This is a genomic window from Kluyvera sp. 142486 (assembly GCF_046569695.1).
GTDB lineage: Bacteria > Pseudomonadota > Gammaproteobacteria > Enterobacterales > Enterobacteriaceae > Kluyvera.
Genome location: NZ_JBKHUI010000007.1, coordinates 109,739 through 126,671 on the forward strand (window position 1 = coordinate 109,739; position 16,933 = coordinate 126,671).

The window sequence follows — 16,933 nt, forward strand, 5'->3', positions numbered from 1 at the left end:
TGACTGATGCCACAGGGACACAACACGCCATCGTTGTATGAAATGCTGAGCGGTAATTTCTCAGGTGGTTTGAGCCTCAGCCAGGTCAGTGAGCAGAACCAGGTGATTTTATCGGTGCTCGATAACATGCAGCGGGTGCTCAACTGCCGCGCCGGTACGCTGGCGCATCTGCCTGACTACGGCCTGCCAGATATGACCAAAATCCTGCAGGGGATGTCGGGTACCGCTCATGAGCTGATGGGCACCCTGTCTGCTGTCTTGCTCAAATATGAGCCACGTCTGAAAAAAATTACTGTCGTCCTGCTGGAGCAGAACGTCCCCGGGGAGTTGCGTTATGCCATTGATGCTGAGCTGAAGGGCATTGGCCTCGTACGCTATGGCACCGAGTTTATGCCCGAGGGACGAGTGATGTTGAGACACCTGAAGCAACAGCAGTATATCGATACCACAACCCGTCTGTAAGGCCAGATAAAAGCATGTCAGTAAAATCACAGTTTCTCGAAAAATTGCAGACCAGACAGTCTGCTCCGGCTTCATCCGTCAGCAAGACTCAGGCTGATGTTACTGAGTTTTGCCTGCGAATGACGCAACTTAAGGAGCTGATGGACGCGTGGCTGGTGGATACTGGACTGAATGTGGAGACGCTCAATACACCTGTTACGGACCTGCTGGTTGAGGGGGGGAGATTTGATATTGTCGCCCTCGTTCTGCGTATCGACGACCGGTCTGTAAAATATGTGCCGGCGTTCCTTTATGGTCAGGGTGTAACCGGGTGCGTGGAGGTGACCTTCCATAATGGAGGACTCGTGACGCCTCTGGGGCGATTATTCATGCGGTCAGGCACGGTGAGCAACTGGACCTTTGTTCCGCCTGGTGCTTTATCTCCCTCCGGGCAGGGTTTTGATGAAAGCACGTTTTTGGGTTTGATTCTGGCGCTCCTTCCATAGCGGAGCCCGAATGAGTAATAGTTTGTTTGCCTGTCTGTCATTGCATAATTACCTGGCGAAACAGTTAATGGCTGACGGAGAACAGAGCCACAAAATAACGAAATAAATCACGGATATGGAAATGAGAAAATTAATCTTCCTTCTGGTCTCAGGGATACTGTTTACGGCACAAGCCGATGCTGCGCGTGGAAGGCAGCCCTGCTCAGGTTCAAAAGGCGGTATAGCGCACTGCACATCTGATGGACGCTTTGTCTGTAATGACGGGAGTTTAAGTCAGTCGAAACGATTCTGTTCCGGGTATGGTTCCTCAGCAACCAGCAATCCGGTAAAACCGTCCACTTCCACCCGCAAAGCTAAGGCGAAAAAAGTGACAACTGCGAATAAGCAGGAGCCGCAAAGTATTGCAGAAAACGACGAACCGGTCAGTACCCAACCCCGACAGCCCACATGCGCTCCCCTCTATATGGCCAGCAAGCCCGGATACACTCATTTACCGATTTGCTCAGGGACCCAGTATTAATCGGATATGGAACAGACTGTCTGCCCGTTGTAAAGATTAAATAATCAGGTTTGCAGAAAAAAAGGAAAGAAATAAAACATGGCACGAAGAAAAAAAGATGACAATGCTGCGGGTATTATTCTGGTTATTATTGGCGTCATTGCCTGGGGTGTTTATGTCGCGGTAAGAGCATTAATCAATATTAATGAGCGATTTATTGAATCTGTGTCGAATCCGGCCGGAATCATCGGTCTGTTCTTTGGTTTACTGATAGCCGTTGCGCTGATAATGCGGGTTTTTATTTACCGGGGCTTCCGGAAGAAAACCGCGGAGCTTGAACAGGCCGTGTCGGACCTGGCACAGAAAGAGAAAGCCTTTGAAGAAACCGTCAGTACCGAAGTAGCTCGTGGCCTGTATCAGGAAAGGAAACAGCTTTCCGGCCAGTGGGATGACTTTCACAATGCCAGAAATAAAGCCTCCCGGGCGCTACAGCGTATTGTGGACTCCGCGTATAAATTCAAAGTCAAAACCCTGCTTTCCGGCACCACGGTAAATAACTGGCAAAGCAAGTACGACCAGCTAAGGAAGGAAAAAGAGGCTTACGCTGCCATCAGCGAGAAAATCACCTTTCTGGAACTTGAGGATAACGCCGACTGGGAAGGCGTAAAGCAGCAGTTTCTGGATAAGGTCGCCATGCTGGAAAAAGCGCAGGAAGAAAAAGAATATCAGGCTGAGCTCAAGCGTCAGATGCGGGAAGAAAAACAGCGTCAGGATGAACTGGAGCAGCAGCAGCGCGAAGCGGAAGAGGAGGAACAACGTCTTGCGGAGCAGCAGCGTTTACTGGAGGAAGCTCTGCTCGCCGCTGAGGGGGCTTACAAGGAAGAGCTGGAAAGACAGCGTCTGGAGCTGGAGCAGAAAATCCAGGACGTGCATCAGCAGTATGAACGCGCCAAATCTATGGCCCAGCTCACGAAGCAGGGACACGTGTATGTGATTTCGAATATCGGTTCCTTCGGTGAAAACGTCTTCAAAATCGGTATGACCCGACGGCTGGAGCCTATGGAGCGAGTGAAAGAACTGAGCGGGGCAGCCGTGCCGTTTGATTTTGACGTCCACGCCATGATTTCCTGCGATGATGCCCCCGCACTTGAAAAGACACTTCACGACCATCTGGAAAGCTACCGTATCAACAGGGTTAACCTGCGTAAGGAATTTTTCCGGGTCGAGCTCAGTAGAATTATCGATGAGGTGGAGCGTCACCACGGGCAGGTTGAATATATTGCTGACCCGGTGGCGTTACAGTATCTGCAGAGTCTCGAATATGCAGAAAGCAAAGCCGCATAAGCCTTAATCATCCTTATTCCCGGACACGTCAGAATGGACAACTGGTCATGAATGACATTACCCAACGTAAGATTAAAACCGGCGGTGACCCGCGCTCGCTATCTGATTATGCCGCCTTGCGTGATGAGCTGAGTAAGCTGACGCATCCGGCTCGCCCGGATGTAAACTGGCGTTATGCGGAAAAACTATGTCTCTCACTGTTCGAGCAGAACGGTGTGGAATTGCAAACAGCAGCCTGGTATACGCTTGCGCGTGCACAGCTGGCCGGGTTATTCGGGCTCAATGAAGGGCTGACGATACTCGAGGCCCTGATAAGCCATCAGTGGGGGGCACTGTGGCCTCAGCCAGTCCATGCGCGCATGGAAATTCTCAGCAGTCTGAGTCAGCGTCTGCAGCAACGAATGCGCTCGCTCCCGCTGAATTACAGCGACCTCAGCCAGTTGTACCGGGCGGAGCAACTGCTTACAGGTCTGGGAGAGGTACTGCAGCGTCTGGAGCTTAAGCATCTGAGTCAGCTCGATACGTTGCGTACCCTGATGCACAACAGTGCTGTTAGGCTGGAAAACAGCGATGGCATAACCAGTACCGGCTCGAGCATTCAGCCTGGTATCGTGTCGCCTGCGACCGTTATGAATGATGCGACAGCATCCACGGGAGACTTTGCTGGTGGACCAGATGAAGATAAGCCAGAGAGTGCAGTGAAGTGGGTTTACGTTGCGCAACCGGAACAGCAGCCGAACGTGGAAGTGCTGGCGGCAATGCCCGCTCCGGTAAAAAAATGGGAATCCTTCGCCGCCGGGATGTGTACCATGCTGGTGATAAGCATCGTCTCAGTGTGGAGCTGGCATTTTCTTCACCGGCCAGACCCTCTACAGAATCAGCTTGCTGCTTCACTGGATCCGTTCCCTGCACCTCTCACGTCTGAACAACTGGAGATGTTGCGTCAGCAGACTCCGTTACCTTAGGACCTTATCGCACAGACACAGCATCAGCTTGCCCGACTGGATAAGTTGCCTCCTGACTGGAATCTTGCTTACAGCCGAAAACTCACAGAACAGGCTCAAGAGCTGTGGCCGGAACAGGCTAAATCTCTGGCACAAAAGTGGCAACAACAACTTAATGCTGCTGCATTACCAACAGAACAGCTGAATGGTTGGCATCAGGGGATGATGAAGCTGAAGCAACTGAGTGACAGGTTGAACGGGCTGGATGAGCAGAAGGGTAAATACATGACGGTCAGTGAACTGAAATCAGTGGTCTTTTCTACCATACAGTCATTTAATCAGTCCATACCGGTTGAGGAGCAACTGCGGGTATTGTCACAAGCTCCTGCGGGAGTCCCCTTACCTGCTGCTGCCAGGGCTCAACTGGAAATGCATCTGAAGCAACTGACAGCCCGCTATGCTGAAATCAAACAGAATGCGTCAAAATAGAAACGGTGATGAAAATTGTAGGTGATTCAGTTCGTTACCGTAATAACCGTGCCAGATGGACCGCCGGGGATTTAACCTTTCTGGAGAATAACTATTCTTCCATGTCAGTTGCTGAGATTGCAGACCGGCTGGGACGGACGCCAGGTGCAGTGGGATTGATGGCTGATAAGCTCGGGTGCCGTAGAAAGAAAAATGTACCGTGGAGTGAGGCTGAAATGGATATTGTTCGTGATCACTATGCCCGGGGGACCGAAGCTATGTCCCTTATACGATTACTTCCAGGCAGAAGTGTCAATGCTATCTTTTCGATGGCGGAGACCTTGAGGGTGCAAAGTGGTCGTTTCTGGGGGGGTGCCGAGCTCGAAATTCTTAAAGCAGACTACCCGAGGGTGGGTACGGCGGTAACTGAGCGTCTTCCGGGAAGAAACGCAGTATCCGTCAGAATAATGGCCAGGAGACTGGGGCTGAAGAAATCCCCTAGCAGCGAAGCCGGTTTTCGTCCCTGGAGCGATGAAGAATGGACTCTTCTGGAAAAGAATATGCATCTGAGTGTGGCTGAGCAACAGGTCATGTTGTTTCCTGACAGGACCAAAAAAGCGGTTGAAAAAGCTCGCGGTCGGTTGGTAAAGAAAGCTCAAGTGAAAAAAGAGTTTAAATAAGATCTGAGCCTGATTCAGATATTTAAGTTTTATATGACTGCGTCAAATTTTTTTTATTGTGCGGTCAAACCAGGGTGCTGTCTATTACGTTGGGAAAGCGAAGTATTGAAAAGGTTAGTGAAGAAGGTTTATTTTTAATAAGGAGATGGTATGAAACTTTCGGCTTTTTTTGTTGAGAACTTTAAATGTATCGGTGATGAAATACATATTAAGATAGACAATATTATTATTTTGATTGGGCAGAACAATGTTGGAAAATCGACGATCCTTGATGCTTACGAGAAATTTTCGGCTCTTGGGAAAGAAAAAATCCTGGACATCAGCCATTTCCATAATGAGGATGCTTCCAAACCAGTCATCATGACAGGGATCTTCACAGATATATCTGCAGATGATGAGGCGTCAATTGGGAAAAAATGGAAGCACAACGATCCGATTTACGGTGAGTGCGTTAAGTTCAGATGGATATGGAAAGTACCTGGCGAACAGGCGAAAAAAGAGGCATTTGATCCAACCAAAGGGCAAGGGGAGTTCATAACCGGTGGCCTGGGTGGATTTGATAGCATTGTTAACAGCCGTATTCCCAAGCCACTTCGAATTAAACCTGATGATTCAGTTCTCAAAACGCAAGAACTCATTATCGAAATCCTTAAAAGCAACGTTAAGGAATTCCTCAGCAGTGGTCCCGATTCTAAAGCCGATGTTATCGCGCAAATTGAAGCGTTGACGACTACCCTGGTTGATTCATCTAAAGCCGAATTTGACCGGCTGCTTGGCCGTATGACCGATAACGTGGAGGCCATTTTCCCGGGTATCAGTATGGAGTTGATACCTCAGTCCAAAGATCCAATCGATGAGAAGATCATTGCTTCTGCATCATATTTAAAGGTCAGAAATCCCACCGGCCGTTCAACAATGCTTGATCTCCAGGGGACCGGACTTAAACGTTCCCTGTTATGGTCGGCACTGTCAGTCCTCTCACAGGAAGGAAAAAGTAAAAAAGGTGATGTTGCCAGAGACGGTAATATCCTGCTTATCGATGAGCCAGAAGCTTTCCTGCACCCGCCGACAATTCGTGGTGCGCGAGAAGCGTTGTATGCGTTTGCAGCCAACAATCCTGACTGGCAGGTAATGGCGACCACGCATTCACCGGTGTTTATAGATTTATCTAAAGATCACACAACAATTATCCGGGTGGATAATGACAGCCAGAATAAATATATATCGACGAGTGATATTGGGTTTGATAAAGATGAGAAGATCAATTTAAAAACTGTCCGGGCATGTAATCCGATGGTGAATGAATTCTTCTTCTATAACCAAATCGTTCTCGTGGAAGGTCCGACCGAGAAAATTGTACTGAATCATCTCCAGGAAACTCTGGGGATTGAGATGCACGTTATTGACTGCCTTGGCAAAGGCAATATTCCCATGTTTGCCAAAATTCTCAACCAGTTCGATATCCCCTATATTGTTATTCATGATTCTGACTCCCCCAAAATCCGTCGTAAAGGGAAATGTGTGAACAGCGGAATGTGGACAGTAAATAGTCTTATTCGGGAAGAGGTAGCCAAATCACAAAAAGGGCGTATTTTCACTCAGGTTCCTCACTTTGAAGGTGAGTTTTTTGGGGAAACGCTTACCTCTGGTAAGGTATCAAATGTGATTGAGGCGCTTCAGGATACCGCTTCTGAGGAATACGAGCGGCTGGTAAGTGTTTACAGACGTATCCTGAATGATGCCGAGGACGTGTTGTTTACCGGGACACATGAGACTTTCATGGCTAAATTTAATGCTTATACAGCAGACAGGACTGCATTAATCGATCCTGAATTATGGGAAGTCCCAGTTTCCTGAAATACTCAATATGGGAAATTATTTAGGGTCGAACCTACTTTACGTAGCGGGGGCATTATCTTGAGAAGAACTGAGGTTTTCCACACAGTATAATCTTGCAACTGCAAACGGCCCTAAACCTTAGAACAATCCAGAGACAGAGTTAATGTTAAGTGATATTTTTCGGTACTTTATCGGTTATAAAAAAGATTCCCCGGTCTTTGATATTATGTCGAATTATTATGATAATTTCGACAAAGCTGTTTCTTTCACAAAGACGCTGGGCTTTAAGGAAGAGTGGAGTGGGGTTGTGAAAGAGAAAGAATATGATTACCAGAATGTATTTAATCATGTTTGTTCATTATCCGGTGTGACGGGTTTTTCTGCTTCAGCAGGGCAGTGCCTAAAGTGGAGTCATTACTTACAACCTTATTTTGAGAAAGCTTTGGAATGTCGGGTGTGGGTTACTGTTGGGCAGCTCTGGAAGGAGGGGAAGTTCGTCTATAATCCGTCAGTTGAAGATATTCAGCGCTGGTCTAAAAAAGGTATTCAGCCTAAAGATTTTGGTAGTCACTCTGGTTTTAATTTTCATGCATGGTTGACGACGGAAAATGGGATTATTGTGGATGTTTCCTTTATGAGCACTTTAGCACAGGTACTACCTGAAAGATTTGGTGAAGCTTGCGGGGGTATGGTTTTTGGAAAGCCAGATAATATACTTCCAGACCACAAATATGTGCCAATGATTGTTGGTCGGAAACTCGTTGAGAAAATGGAAAGATTATCTTTTATTGATTTCTTAGCACATGACCATATTGATTTATATACAGTGCCTTTTGCTTTAATCCCCGATGTACAGTAGTTATTACAATTTTAAGCTAGTTCATCAAGATTAATATGGGCTATTTTCCTGTCACCAGCTATAGTCATACATATTAAAATAAAAAAATGCAACAACACAAAAACACCAGGGTGGGCCATCCGGCGTTTTTGTGCTGTTAGTATGATCCCAGGTCTTAATCAGAAAGACTGTCAATATAATCCGCGTACCATTGCATCATTTCTCGTCTTCCATCCAGATATTGTGCATGGTTATATGTGCCGCGAATGCTGTTTTTAACCACATGAGCGAGCTGCATCTCGATCCAGGCTGTATTAAAGCCCTGTTCATGCAAAATGGTACTCATGGTATGGCGAAAACCATGCCCAGTCGCTCTCTTATCATAGCCAATCCTTTTAATTACCATATTGACGCTAGCTTCACTCATCGCTTTGTTAACATCGTTGCGTCCTGCAAAAATAAGCTGGTAGGTTCCTGTTAGTTCTTCCAGTTGACGAAGAGCGCTCAGAGATTGAGCCGATAACGGGATTACATGAGGACGTTTCATTTTCATTCTATTTTTGGGAATTTCCCAGATACGATTATCGAAGTCAATTTCACTCCATTCAGCCAGACGTAACTCTACTGTTCTCAAGCCTGTCAGCATGAGCAAACGGGTTGCAAGAAGAGTAATAAGACTTCCAGAGTAGCTTGATAGCTTTTGCAAAAACTCCGGCAGCTCACCTGCGGTAAGGAAGGGATAGTGCTTTTTCTCATGGCCTTGCAAAGCGCTACCAAGATCAGCAGCAGGGTTGTATTCGGCACGGCCTGTAACAATCGCGTATCGAAAAACCTCACTACAACGCTGGCGTACTTTGCTTGCAAGCTCAGGCGCTCCCCGCTTTTCTATTCGTTGTAATACGGACAAAAGCTCCAGTGGTTTTATTTCATTAACTGGCTGAGAGCCTAGATAGGGGAAGATATTATTTTTAAAAGCCCGCTTGACGTAATCAGCATAACTCTTTGACCAACCAGATACTTTTGCACTGTACCATTCGAGAGCTATTGCTTCAAATGTGTTGGTAACCGAGAGCTTTTCAGCTAATTGCGTGGCTTTTTTGACCTCTCCGGGATCCTTATCATTCGCCAATACCTTTCTTGCCTCATCTCGTTTAGTGCGAGCTTCCGCAAGTGAGATGTCCGGGTAGGTTCCGAATGAGAGCTTTTTCTCTTTCCCGGCAAATCGATATTTCATGCGCCAGTACTTTGAACCGTTAGTATTGACCATGAGATAGAGTCCTCCGCCATCAGCGAGCTTATAGGCTTTGTCTCTTGGCTTTGCAGTCTCGACCTGACGCGCATTTAAGGTCATTTTTGGGGGCCTCGTTTTTCATTGAACAGGATAAGCCCCCACTAAGGCCCCCAAGTGTTTATTGATTCACGTTGAAATGGGTAGACATCAGTTGACGTCGTATAGCCAGAATAGAGGGTTTCTCGCTGATTATAAGAGGGTTTTATTGAATTTGGTAGATGTCAGGAGAGGTGTGTATGGTGTCCCCTGCAGGAATCGAACCTGCAACTAGCCCTTAGGAGGGGCTCGTTATATCCATTTAACTAAGGGGACAGAGCGGGCCGAGTATAGCGTTTTTTGTGCGCTTGGGTAAGTGCTCGGCCGCTCGACTGCTCAAACAGTCGCCATTCAGAGTTGATTCTTCTCATTTTTTTGACGCTTTCCTTCCTGTTCGATCTCTAAGCGCGCTTTTTCCTTGCGCGCATTGCTCATATCATTACGGATCTGCGCATGGCTCATCAGGGCGAAAATAAAGGTGCCTCCACAGATATTGCCAGCTAGCGTTGGCAGGGCGAAAGGCCAGAAAAAATCCCCCCAGTGGAGCGTGCCGCTGAATACCAGATAGAGTATTTCGACCGAGCCGACAACAATATGGGTGGTATCTCCCAGCGCGATAAGCCAGGTCATCAGGATGATGACCACGATTTTTGCCGCCCCTGCTGAAGGGAACATCCAGACCATTGTTGCAATCAGCCACCCAGATATAATGGCGTTTGAGAACATTTCCGTTGGGCTGTTCTTCATCACGTCCAGGCCGATTTTGGTGAAGGCATCGCGCGTTGGCTCATCGAAAATAGGCATATATTCAAACGCCCATGCAGCAATTCCCGTGCCGATAATATTCCCAAGAAGTACCACTCCCCACAGTCTCATCAACAAACCGACATTGCCCAAAGTCGGTTTTTGCATCACGGGCAGTACGGCGGTGACGGTATTTTCGGTAAAGAGCTGCTGGCGGGCCATAATGACGATGATAAAACCGAAGGTATAGCCAAGGTTCTCAAGAAGAAAACCGCCGGGCACGCCTTCAAGTTGAACGTGAAAAATACCTTTTGCAAGCAACGATGCGCCCATCGATAGCCCGGCGGCGATGGCGGACCACAGCAGCGCCATTGCATCGCGCTCCATCTCCTTTTCTCCCTCCTGGCGAATATGCTCATGAATCGCCATGGCGCGGGAGGGGAGCCGGTCTTCATTTACTTCAATGCTTTTCCCTTGCCGTTTTTCTTCGCTTTCTACTGCTATTTCGTCATGGTGGTGGTCTATGGTCTCTTTTTTGAGTTCATCCATTGCGGTGGCCCTGAAATAAGCACATATAGACTAAGCGTAGCGGGTTACAGGCAATGCAGATTTGGCGGTATTCTGAAATACTGACGTTATTGCATAGATTTAATTGCGCCAGGCAGGCATGGCGTGCCGCAGCCCTGGCTTTACCAGGCTATGATAAAATCAACAAAACTTGGCTATATAGACATCGTCCGATGGGCTGTTACAATCGCTCACATCTAAACAAGCGGATACGTTAACGTGCCGCATGGATGGCAATCAGCGATAGCCATAATTAACAGGGAGACATTTATGAAGCTTCGCTTGTCGGCGCTTGCGCTCGGGACGACACTGCTGGTGGGCTGTGCGAGTTCCGGTACAGAACAGCAGGGGCGTTCAGACCCCTTCGAAGGTTTTAACCGCACGATGTACAGCTTCAACTTCAACGTGCTGGACCCGTATGTGGTTCGTCCTGTCGCCGTCGCCTGGCGTGACTATGTTCCGCAACCTGCGCGCAATGGCCTCAGTAACTTCACCAGCAACCTGGAAGAGCCAGCGACGATGGTGAACTACTTCTTACAGGGCGACCCGTACCAGGGGATGGTTCACTTTACCCGCTTCTTCCTCAACACCATTCTGGGGATGGGCGGCTTTATCGATGTCGCGGGTATGGCTAACCCGAAACTGCAGCGCGTCCAGCCGCACCGCTTTGGCAGCACGCTGGGCCATTATGGCGTAGGCTATGGTCCGTATCTGCAACTGCCGTTCTACGGCAGCTTCACGCTGCGTGAAGATGGCGGTGATTTTGCGGATACCACTTATCCGGTTCTCTCCTGGCTGACCTGGCCGATGTCTATCGGTAAGTGGATGGTTGAAGGGGTAGAAACGCGCGCACAGCTGCTCGACTCCGACGGCCTGCTGCGCCAGTCTTCCGATCCGTACATTATGGTGCGTGAAGCCTACTTCCAGCAGCATGACTTTATCGCCAGCGGCGGTAAGCTGAAACCGGAAGAGAATCCGAATGCGCAGGCGATTCAGGATGACCTGAAGGATATCGATTCCGAATAGCGAGTCGGCGACAATAAAAAAGGGTGAACATGATGTTCACCCTTTTTTTATGTTGGTTAACTATCAGAAGCGATAGTTGAAGTTGGTACCGAACAGCCAGGCTTTACCTTCGGATTTGAAGGTGTAACCACTTTCTTTAATGGTGACGTCCTGACCATGCATATAGGATGCACCGAAGTCGATAGAAGCATCATCGTTGAAGGCGTAGGTCGTACCTGCACTGAGCCAGAACCGATCCTGATCCGGAATAGAGATGGAACGGTTATCTGCTGGAACCGGGCTATCGTCAAATGCAATACCAGTACGGAAGGTCCAGTTTTTATCGTAGTAGTAGGTGGTACCCAGTGCGATGCGATAAGCATCTTTGAAGCCTTCTTCTTTATAGAAGAGCTGCTGGCCGTTTGAACCGGTAGCTTTCAGCTCCTGGAACTGGCTCCAGCTGGTGTAGGCTATGCTGTAGTGGATAGCCCATTGCGGATCGACACGGTTATAACCGGAGACTTCCCACATTTCAGGCAGGTTCAGCGTCAGAGAACCTGGGACGGTAGCACCGCTGGTACCATATGGTGCGGCAACGCCCAAACCAGGTAGCGCTACGTTTCCTCTAGGGGTAATTGAGCTTCTGTAGTCGCCGTCGAAATCAATTTTGACTTCGGAGCGATAGGTCAGACCCCAGCGGTTGTTTTTATCCAGCTCATACAAAATACCGGCGTTCCAGCCGTAACCCCACTCATCGCCCTTCAGATGGGCAATCTGGGAACTGGTTGACGGTACACCCAGTGCATTTGCCGTTGGTGCACCACCCACAGCGGTAACTGCGGTGCTGATATCACCCGCTGTACGCTCAATTTTCGCTTTAGCATACACCGCATCAAAACCGAGACCGAAGCTCCAGGAGCTATTCAGACGGTAAGCACCGCTCAGATTTAGGTTAACGGTTTGCAGGTCGGTAGTGCCACCAAACGGACCGGCTGCATAGTTATCATTAAACTCTGTAGCCAGACCATAGTTGGAGGTTACCGAAGCGCCCCAGCCAAACTGTTCGTTAATAGGCATAACGAAGTGCATGTTAGGGACCCATGCGGTCGGCGCAATATTATCGGCATCGGTGCTTTTCTTCGTTTTTGGCGAGGTACCAGTGATATTCACATCAGGATCGATAAACACCGCACCGATAGAAAACTCCGGGCGGTCGAACATCATAATCAGCGCCGGGTTACGGCTAGCATTACCCGCATCATCTGCGATAGCACCTTCGCCGGAATAGGCACGGCCCAGACCAGAGGCTGAGAATTCATTTAGCTGGAAGCCTGCGGACCAGGCTTGAGTTGAAACAAGTGCCACTGCGACAGCAAGAGCAGACTTCGTATAACGGGTTTTCTGGCTCATGACCATAACCTCATTGAGTTATTTTTATACAAACAATGTTACATGTAGTAACAGAAGCGCGAAGTGTAGGGGCTGGACTACGACAGAGAAATCAGACCAGTGACGAGAGTATAGGTCTGACCAGCTGGTATGTTGCAATATTGTTTATTAATTTTTTCTGAGATGTTGTTTGAAACGGGATCTGCTTGGCAAAATTGCGGGTCTTGTCATAGGGGGAGAAACACTAAATTTGTTTTAGATCATTTTTAATTGTGATTTCGGTCACTTAACGTCAGAGATCACATTCTCGACTGGAGGCGTAAAGCGGGTGGACGTAAAATATGCTCATCGTTTATCTGGCACCTTGAGTGCACAAAACAGAGGAAATCTACAATGAGCAAATGTAGTGCTGATGAAACCCCGGTTTGCTGCTGCATGGACGTGGGTACCATTATGGACAACTCCGACTGCACCGCTTCCTATAGCCGTGTATTCGCTAACCGCGCCGACGCAGAAGCAACGCTGGCCGCGCTGTCAGAAAAAGCCCGTAGCGTAGAATCCGAACCCTGCAAAATTACCGCTGACTTCAAAGAAGTTGAAGGCGGCGTACAGCTGGATATCGATTTTGTCTTCGCCTGCGAAGCTGAAACGCTGATCTTCCAGCTGGGCCTGCGTTAATCGCGCCCCTGCATAACGACGTTAAATAACGCCCCTGTTACTCGCGTAACAGGGGCGTTTTCTTTTGTTCTCAGTGTGTTTTAGCTCCCAATTTTTTCTCTCCCCGATTGGCTAAGTGTAATAAATTAGTTAAAACTGTTATCAGGTCAGACCACTTGGTTTTATTCCGTTAACAGGGGAGAGTTATGAGTCAGGCATTACCGCTTATCACCCGTCAGGGCGATCGCATTGCTATAGTCAGTGGGTTACGTACCCCGTTTGCCCGACAGGCGACCGCTTTTCACGGTGTTCCCGCCGTCGACCTCGGTAAAATGGTCGTGGGTGAAATGCTGGCCCGTAGCGAAATCTCCCCTGACGTTATCGAACAACTGGTCTTTGGTCAGGTGGTGCAGATGCCCGCCGCGCCGAATATCGCCCGTGAAATCGTGCTGGGTACCGGCATGAACGTGCATACCGATGCCTATAGCGTCAGCCGTGCGTGCGCCACCAGCTTCCAGGCGGTGGCAAACGTTGCGGAAAGCTTGATGGCAGGTACCATCCGCGCCGGGATTGCGGGCGGGGCCGACTCTTCCTCGGTACTGCCTATTGGCGTGAGTAAAAAACTGGCGCGTACGCTAGTGGATGCCAATAAGGCCCGTACCCTGGGCCAGAAACTCAAACTCTTCTCTCGACTGCGACTGCGGGACCTGATGCCGGTACCTCCGGCGGTGGCGGAATACTCGACCGGCCTGCGGATGGGCGACACGGCAGAGCAAATGGCGAAAACCTACGGCATTACCCGTGAGCAGCAGGATGCGCTGGCTAACCGTTCGCATCAACTTGCGGCGCAGGCCTGGGCGGCAGGAAAATTGAACGATGAGGTCATGACGGCCTACTCGCCGCCGTACCGCAACCCGCTGGAGCAGGACAACAACATTCGTGCAAACTCTACGCCTGCCGATTACGCCAAGCTGCGTCCAGCGTTCGACCGCCAGCATGGCACGGTGACGGCAGCCAACAGTACGCCGTTAACCGACGGTGCAGCTGCGGTTATCCTGATGACCGAATCCCGCGCCAAAGAGTTGGGTCTGGTGCCGTTGGGCTATCTGCGCAGCTACGCTTTTACCGCGATTGATGTCTGGCAGGATATGCTGCTGGGGCCGGCGTGGTCCACGCCGCTAGCGCTGGATCGCGCAGGGCTAACTTTTGCCGACCTCACGCTTATCGATATGCATGAAGCTTTTGCTGCACAGACTCTGGCGAATATTCAGTGTCTGGCGAGCGAGAAGTTTGCCCGCCAGGTGCTCGGGCGCAGCCACGCCACCGGTGAGGTTGATGAAAGTAAATTCAACGTTCTGGGCGGTTCAATTGCCTACGGCCACCCGTTTGCGGCGACCGGCGCACGCATGATCACCCAAACTCTGAACGAACTGCGCCGTCGAGGCGGTGGTTTCGGGCTGGTGACCGCCTGTGCGGCGGGCGGGTTAGGTGCGGCTATGGTTCTGGAGGCTGAATAATGGAAATGAAATCCGCATTTACGCTCACTGTGCGCCCGGACAACGTGGCGGTAGTGACGATCGACGTGCCAGACGAAAAGATGAATACCCTGAAGGCCGAGTTTGGCGGACAGGTGCGCACGATCCTCAAGCAAATCAGAGAAAACAAAGCGCTCCAGGGCGTGGTGCTGATCTCAGCGAAGGCCGATAACTTTATCGCCGGGGCGGATATCAATATGATTGGCCGCTGCAAAAGCGCCCAGGAAGCAGAATCCCTCGCTCGCCAGGGACAGCAGGTGATGGCCGAAATTCACAGCCTATCGATCCCTGTGGTCGCGGCGATCCACGGTGCCTGTCTTGGCGGTGGGTTAGAACTGGCGCTAGCCTGTCATGCGCGTATTTGCTCAGACGATGGGCGAACCGTGCTGGGATTGCCGGAAGTGCAGCTCGGCCTGCTACCGGGATCTGGCGGCACCCAGCGTTTACCGCGTTTGATTGGCGTCAGCACGGCGCTGGATATGATTCTCACCGGCAAGCAGCTTCGCGCTCGTCAGGCGTTGAAGGCGGGGCTGGTAGATGAGGTTGTGCCGCATTCAATTCTGCTGGAAGCTGCCGCTGAGTACGCTCGCAAGCCACATCACGAACATCGTCGTTTGCCGGTACGTGAGCGTATTCTGGCGGGACCGCTGGGGCGCAATCTGCTGTTTAGCATGGCCGCCAAAAAGACGGCGCAAAAAACTCAAGGCAACTACCCGGCGACCGATAAAATTCTGCAGGTTATTGAAACCGGTCTGGCGCACGGCGTGAATAGTGGCTACGAGGCGGAGGCACGCGCGTTTGGCGAGCTGGCAATGACGCCGCAGTCTAAAGCGCTGCGTAGCATCTTCTTTGCCAGTACCGATATCAAAAAAGATCCTGGCGCCGTTGTCGCTCCTGGCCCGCTGCGCTCGGTGGGTGTACTGGGTGGAGGATTAATGGGAGGTGGCATTGCCTACGTCACGGCGGTAAAAGGCAAATTGCCAGTACGTATTAAAGATATCAACGCCAATGGGATTAACCACGCGCTGAAGTACAGTTGGGATCAGCTTGAACAAAAAGTACGCCGTCGCCATATGAAAGCGGCGGAGCGTGACGCGCAGTTGGCGCTGATCTCCGGCAGCACCGATTACCGCGGTTTTGCCCATCGTGATCTGGTGATTGAGGCGGTATTTGAAGATTTAGCTCTCAAGCAGAAGATGGTGGGCGAGATTGAACAGTATTGCGCACCTCACACCATTTTTGCCTCAAACACCTCATCTTTACCGATTGGCGATATTGCTGCCTTGGCCCAAAGGCCTGAACAGGTTATCGGCCTGCATTTTTTCAGCCCGGTTGAAAAAATGCCGTTGGTCGAGGTGATTCCCCATGCAGGAACCTCAGAGCAGACGATTGCCACTACGGTGAAACTTGCTAAGAAACAGGGAAAAACACCGATTGTGGTAGCAGATAAAGCGGGATTCTACGTTAACCGCATTCTTGCGCCCTATATCGCCGAGGCCATGCGCATGCTAGTGGACGGTGAAAGCGTTGAACATATTGATAATGCGCTGGTTAAATTTGGTTTCCCGGTTGGTCCCATTCAACTGCTTGACGAAGTGGGTATCGACACTGGCACAAAAATTCTACCTATTCTTGAAGCCGCCTACGGCGAGCGTTTTAGCGCGCCTTCAACGTTGATTCAGGCAATTTTGAATGACGATCGCAAAGGTAGAAAAAATGGTCGCGGTTTCTATCTTTATGGTGCGAAAGGGCGTAAAAGCAAGAAACAGGTCGATAGCGCGGTCTATTCCCTTCCGGGGATGTCGGCTCGGCGTAGTCAGTATTCGGCAGAGCAAGTGGCTGAACGCTGTGTGATGCTGATGCTGAATGAAGCGGCGCGTTGTAAGGATGAAGGCGTTATCCGTAGTGCCCGTGACGGCGATATCGGCGCGGTCTTTGGCATAGGTTTTCCACCGTTTCTCGGTGGCCCGCTGCGTTATATGGATTCATTAGGCGCGGGTGAAGTAGTTGCCCGGTTGCAACGATTGGCTACACAGTATGGTTCGCGATTTACCCCATGCGAGGCACTTTTGCAGCGGGCGGAGCGCGGCGATACCTTTTGGCCTGGTGATGAAACAGATTCGCTGAGCTGAGTTCAAAGGTATTGAACC

At 50.0% G+C, this 16,933-nt stretch carries 14 protein-coding genes, 1 tRNA gene and 1 pseudogene; 12 read left to right on the forward strand and 4 right to left on the reverse strand.

All coding sequences use genetic code 11. The features are described from left to right. The first annotated feature begins 6 nt into the window (after window positions 1–6). From tssE to ACLGE8_RS10030, 8 genes and pseudogenes are all read left to right on the forward strand, one after another. Window positions 7–462: a type VI secretion system baseplate subunit TssE gene (gene tssE / locus ACLGE8_RS09995; RefSeq protein WP_410998251.1), complete on the forward strand. Its 456-nt coding sequence runs from the start codon at window positions 7–9 to the stop codon at window positions 460–462. Between the two features lie 14 nt (window positions 463–476). Beyond that, window positions 477–947 carry a hypothetical protein gene (locus tag ACLGE8_RS10000; protein WP_410998253.1) on the forward strand — a complete coding sequence of 157 codons (471 nt, stop codon included), beginning with the start codon at window positions 477–479 and terminating at the stop codon, window positions 945–947. A gap of 121 nt (window positions 948–1,068) precedes the next feature. After that, entirely contained in the window at window positions 1,069–1,467 is a 399-nt protein-coding gene (locus tag ACLGE8_RS10005; RefSeq protein WP_410998255.1) for a hypothetical protein, read from the forward strand. 78 nt (window positions 1,468–1,545) lie between these two features. Beyond that, window positions 1,546–2,790: a GIY-YIG nuclease family protein gene (locus tag ACLGE8_RS10010; protein WP_410998257.1), complete on the forward strand. Its 1,245-nt coding sequence runs from the start codon at window positions 1,546–1,548 to the stop codon at window positions 2,788–2,790. A gap of 47 nt (window positions 2,791–2,837) precedes the next feature. Then, a pseudogene (locus ACLGE8_RS10015) lies at window positions 2,838–4,223 on the forward strand (VasL domain-containing protein). Window positions 4,224–4,231: 8 nt separating this feature from the next. Further along, on the forward strand, window positions 4,232–4,882 hold the full coding sequence (locus tag ACLGE8_RS10020; protein WP_410998259.1) for a hypothetical protein: 651 nt from the start codon (window positions 4,232–4,234) through the stop codon (window positions 4,880–4,882). A gap of 150 nt (window positions 4,883–5,032) precedes the next feature. Beyond that, entirely contained in the window at window positions 5,033–6,739 is a 1,707-nt protein-coding gene (locus tag ACLGE8_RS10025) for an ATP-dependent nuclease (protein WP_410998261.1), read from the forward strand. A 145-nt stretch (window positions 6,740–6,884) separates the two neighbouring features. Then, window positions 6,885–7,580 (forward strand): hypothetical protein, encoded by a 696-nt coding sequence (locus tag ACLGE8_RS10030; RefSeq protein WP_410998263.1) that lies wholly within the window; start codon window positions 6,885–6,887, stop codon window positions 7,578–7,580. 154 nt (window positions 7,581–7,734) lie between these two features. On the opposite strand, the gene ACLGE8_RS10035 is transcribed toward ACLGE8_RS10030, so the two are convergent. From ACLGE8_RS10035 to ACLGE8_RS10045, 3 genes are all read right to left on the reverse strand, one after another. After that, a complete protein-coding gene (locus tag ACLGE8_RS10035) occupies window positions 7,735–8,910 on the reverse strand; it encodes a tyrosine-type recombinase/integrase (protein WP_410998265.1) in 1,176 nt (391 codons plus the stop codon). A gap of 177 nt (window positions 8,911–9,087) precedes the next feature. Further along, a tRNA-Arg gene (locus tag ACLGE8_RS10040) sits at window positions 9,088–9,162 on the reverse strand. Window positions 9,163–9,237: 75 nt separating this feature from the next. Beyond that, window positions 9,238–10,179 (reverse strand): formate/nitrite transporter family protein, encoded by a 942-nt coding sequence (locus ACLGE8_RS10045; RefSeq protein WP_410998267.1) that lies wholly within the window; start codon window positions 10,177–10,179, stop codon window positions 9,238–9,240. 288 nt (window positions 10,180–10,467) lie between these two features. On the opposite strand from ACLGE8_RS10045, the gene mlaA reads away from it, so the two are divergent. After that, a complete protein-coding gene (gene mlaA, locus ACLGE8_RS10050; RefSeq protein WP_410998269.1) occupies window positions 10,468–11,223 on the forward strand; it encodes a phospholipid-binding lipoprotein MlaA in 756 nt (251 codons plus the stop codon). A 63-nt stretch (window positions 11,224–11,286) separates the two neighbouring features. Here mlaA and fadL read toward each other — a convergent pair whose 3' ends face one another. After that, the gene (fadL, locus tag ACLGE8_RS10055) at window positions 11,287–12,612 is read right to left on the reverse strand and encodes a long-chain fatty acid transporter FadL (protein WP_410998271.1); all 1,326 of its coding nucleotides are present in this window, start codon (window positions 12,610–12,612) and stop codon (window positions 11,287–11,289) included. Window positions 12,613–12,984: 372 nt separating this feature from the next. Between fadL and ACLGE8_RS10060 the strand changes: the two genes are divergently transcribed. From ACLGE8_RS10060 to fadJ, 3 genes are all read left to right on the forward strand, one after another. After that, the gene (locus tag ACLGE8_RS10060; protein ID WP_185669527.1) at window positions 12,985–13,269 is read left to right on the forward strand and encodes a YfcZ/YiiS family protein; all 285 of its coding nucleotides are present in this window, start codon (window positions 12,985–12,987) and stop codon (window positions 13,267–13,269) included. Between the two features lie 185 nt (window positions 13,270–13,454). Next, entirely contained in the window at window positions 13,455–14,765 is a 1,311-nt protein-coding gene (fadI, locus tag ACLGE8_RS10065; protein WP_410998273.1) for an acetyl-CoA C-acyltransferase FadI, read from the forward strand. Next, window positions 14,765–16,915 carry a fatty acid oxidation complex subunit alpha FadJ gene (gene fadJ / locus ACLGE8_RS10070; protein ID WP_410998275.1) on the forward strand — a complete coding sequence of 717 codons (2,151 nt, stop codon included), beginning with the start codon at window positions 14,765–14,767 and terminating at the stop codon, window positions 16,913–16,915. Before fadI ends, fadJ begins: the two co-directional genes overlap by 1 nt. Window positions 16,916–16,933 lie beyond the last annotated feature (18 nt).

Coding starts and splice junctions, on each gene's coding strand:
- ACLGE8_RS10010 (WP_410998257.1), top strand. CDS start 1,546: ATGGCACGAAGAAAAAAAGATGACAATGCTGCGGGTATTATTCTGGTT.
- ACLGE8_RS10025 (WP_410998261.1), top strand. CDS start 5,033: ATGAAACTTTCGGCTTTTTTTGTTGAGAACTTTAAATGTATCGGTGAT.
- tssE (WP_410998251.1), top strand. CDS start 7: ATGCCACAGGGACACAACACGCCATCGTTGTATGAAATGCTGAGCGGT.
- mlaA (WP_410998269.1), top strand. CDS start 10,468: ATGAAGCTTCGCTTGTCGGCGCTTGCGCTCGGGACGACACTGCTGGTG.
- ACLGE8_RS10035 (WP_410998265.1), bottom strand. CDS start 8,910: ATGACCTTAAATGCGCGTCAGGTCGAGACTGCAAAGCCAAGAGACAAA.
- ACLGE8_RS10020 (WP_410998259.1), top strand. CDS start 4,232: ATGAAAATTGTAGGTGATTCAGTTCGTTACCGTAATAACCGTGCCAGA.
- ACLGE8_RS10030 (WP_410998263.1), top strand. CDS start 6,885: ATGTTAAGTGATATTTTTCGGTACTTTATCGGTTATAAAAAAGATTCC.
- ACLGE8_RS10005 (WP_410998255.1), top strand. CDS start 1,069: ATGAGAAAATTAATCTTCCTTCTGGTCTCAGGGATACTGTTTACGGCA.
- fadJ (WP_410998275.1), top strand. CDS start 14,765: ATGGAAATGAAATCCGCATTTACGCTCACTGTGCGCCCGGACAACGTG.
- ACLGE8_RS10045 (WP_410998267.1), bottom strand. CDS start 10,179: ATGGATGAACTCAAAAAAGAGACCATAGACCACCACCATGACGAAATA.
- ACLGE8_RS10000 (WP_410998253.1), top strand. CDS start 477: ATGTCAGTAAAATCACAGTTTCTCGAAAAATTGCAGACCAGACAGTCT.
- fadL (WP_410998271.1), bottom strand. CDS start 12,612: ATGAGCCAGAAAACCCGTTATACGAAGTCTGCTCTTGCTGTCGCAGTG.
- fadI (WP_410998273.1), top strand. CDS start 13,455: ATGAGTCAGGCATTACCGCTTATCACCCGTCAGGGCGATCGCATTGCT.
- ACLGE8_RS10060 (WP_185669527.1), top strand. CDS start 12,985: ATGAGCAAATGTAGTGCTGATGAAACCCCGGTTTGCTGCTGCATGGAC.